Below are 2,361 nucleotides of genomic sequence, written 5' to 3'. Positions count from 1 at the left end.
CGCAGCAGCGCCATCGGCAGGGATTGCGAGAAGTCGCGCATCGGCACGCGATGCACGTCTTCCACGGTGGTTCTCGCGATCTTCGCTTTTTTTGCCATCTCAGTCGTCGCCGATCATTGATCGATTTGCGGTGCAACATCACGCTATTGGGGGTTGCCCCGACAATTTAACATGTTAATCATCTTGCGACATCCTCTATTTCACATCCCGGTCATGGCCCTTTCCGAACACGACATCAGCACCGCGGCCGGCCGCCTGCATCACGCCGAAAACAGCCGCGTCCAGATCCGGCAGCTCTCGCAGGAGTTTCCCGGCATCACCATCGCGGACGCCTATGCGATTCAGAAGGCTTGGATTGACATCAAGCTCGCCGAGGGGCGCCTCATCAAGGGCCACAAGATCGGACTGACCTCGAAGGCGATGCAGAGCGCGCTCGATATCGACGAGCCGGATTCCGGCGTGCTGCTCGACGACATGTTCTTTGCCGATGGCGGCTTGGTGCCATCGGACCGCTTCATCGCCACCCGGATCGAGGCGGAACTCGCCTTCGTGATGAAGCACCGGCTCTCGGGTCCGAACTGCACGCTATTCGACGTGCTCAACGCCACCGACTTCGTCGTGCCGGCGCTGGAGATCCTCGACACCCGGATCGAGCGCGTCGATCCGAACACCAAGGCGACGCGCAAGATCTTCGACACCATCGCCGACAATGCGGCCAATGCCGGAATCGTGCTGGGCGGCCGGCCGCTGCGACCGCTCGAGACGGACTTACGCTGGATCGGCGCGCTGTGCACGCGTAACGGCCAGCTCGAGGAAACCGGGCTTGCCGCCGGCGTGCTCAATCACCCTGCGACCGCGGTCGCCTGGCTCACCAACAAGATCGCCCCACACGGCCTCGCGCTCGAGCCCGGCCAGGTGGTGCTGGCGGGCTCCTTCATCCGCCCGATCGAGGCGCGCAAGGGCGATACCATCCAAGCCGACTATGGACCTTACGGAACGGTGAGCTGCTACTTCGCTTGATTTTCGGAGTGATCACGCCATGCCGCATTTTTCGATCGAATATTCGGCCAATCTCGATGCCCATGTCGACATGACCGAGATCTGCGAAATCGTGCGCAGGGCGGCGGTCGAGACCGGCATCTTCCCGGTCGGCGGCATCCGCGTGCGCGCGATCCGTTGCGAGGATTATGCGATCGCCGATGGACGCCACGACTATGGCTTTCTCGCCATGCTGCTGCGGCTCGGCGAAGGCCGTGACCTGCCGGCGCGGCAGAAAGCCGGCGCGCATGTGTTCGACGCCCTCTCCCGCCATCTCGATCCCGTCTTCGCTCACAGCAAATTCGCGCTGTCGTTCGATATGCAGATCAACGACGCCGCGACGAGCTGGAAGCGCAACAACATTCACGACGTCCTCAAAGCGGAGGCCACCCATGGATAAGGTCACGCCGACATCCGATATCTTTAAAGCCAATCTCGATCGCGCGGCGCCGTTGCTCGCCAAGCTGAAGAGCGAAGGCATCGGCCACATGGTCGACGGCAAGATCGTGGGTTCGATCTCAGGGGCAACCTTCGAGACCAAATCGCCGATCGATGGTGCACAGCTCGCGACCGTCGCCCGTGGCAACGCCGAGGACGTCGATCGCGCCGCCACCGCAGCTGCACTCGCCTTCAAGTCCTGGCGCGAGATGGCGCCCTCGATGCGGCGCAAGCTGCTGCATCGCGTGGCCGATGCGATCGTGGATCACGCCGACGACATCGCGGTGCTCGAATGCATCGACACTGGACAGGCCTATCGCTTCATGGCCAAGGCCGCGATCCGCGCCGCCGAGAACTTCCGCTTCTTCGCCGACAAATGCGCCGAGGCCCGCGACGGCTTGAACACGCCGAGCGAGGAGCACTGGAACATTTCGACACGGGTTCCGATCGGTCCCGTCGGCGTGATCACGCCGTGGAACACGCCGTTCATGCTGTCGACCTGGAAGATCGCGCCGGCGCTCGCGGCCGGCTGCACCGTCGTGCACAAACCAGCCGAATGGTCGCCGATCACGGCGCATATGCTGGCCAAGATCGTGAAAGAAGCCGGCGTGCCTGACGGCGTGCTCAACACCGTGCACGGCATCGGCGAGGAGGCCGGCAAAGCGCTGACCGAGCATCCCGCCATTAAGGCGATCGGCTTCGTCGGCGAAAGCGCGACGGGATCTGCGATCATGGTCCAGGGCGCGCCGACCCTGAAGCGCCTGCATTTCGAGCTCGGCGGCAAGAACCCCGTTCTCGTGTTCGACGACGCCGATCTCGACCGCGCGCTGGATGCCGTCGTGTTCATGATCTACTCGCTGAACGGCGAGCGCTGCACGTCGTCGA

Annotated in this window: 3 protein-coding genes; all 3 read left to right on the top strand. The window is 63.3% G+C overall.

Features of this window, described 5'->3' with window-relative positions:
- Window positions 1-213: 213 nt before the first annotated feature.
- Window positions 214-1,020, top strand: a complete 807-nt coding sequence (gene hpaH, locus WA702_RS07100) for a 2-oxo-hept-4-ene-1,7-dioate hydratase (protein ID WP_425109820.1) — start codon at window positions 214-216, stop codon at window positions 1,018-1,020.
- A 19-nt stretch (window positions 1,021-1,039) separates the two neighbouring features.
- Window positions 1,040-1,438, top strand: coding sequence for a 5-carboxymethyl-2-hydroxymuconate Delta-isomerase (locus WA702_RS07095; RefSeq protein WP_425109819.1), 399 nt, complete (start codon window positions 1,040-1,042; stop codon window positions 1,436-1,438).
- A partial coding sequence (locus tag WA702_RS07090; RefSeq protein ID WP_425109818.1) for an aldehyde dehydrogenase family protein occupies window positions 1,431-2,361 on the top strand: 931 nt, incomplete at its 3' end. The genes WA702_RS07095 and WA702_RS07090, both read left to right, overlap by 8 nt.

Source organism: Bradyrhizobium sp. (assembly GCF_049798375.1).
Lineage (GTDB): Bacteria > Pseudomonadota > Alphaproteobacteria > Rhizobiales > Xanthobacteraceae > Bradyrhizobium.
This window is presented reverse-complemented; position numbering and strand designations above follow the sequence as displayed.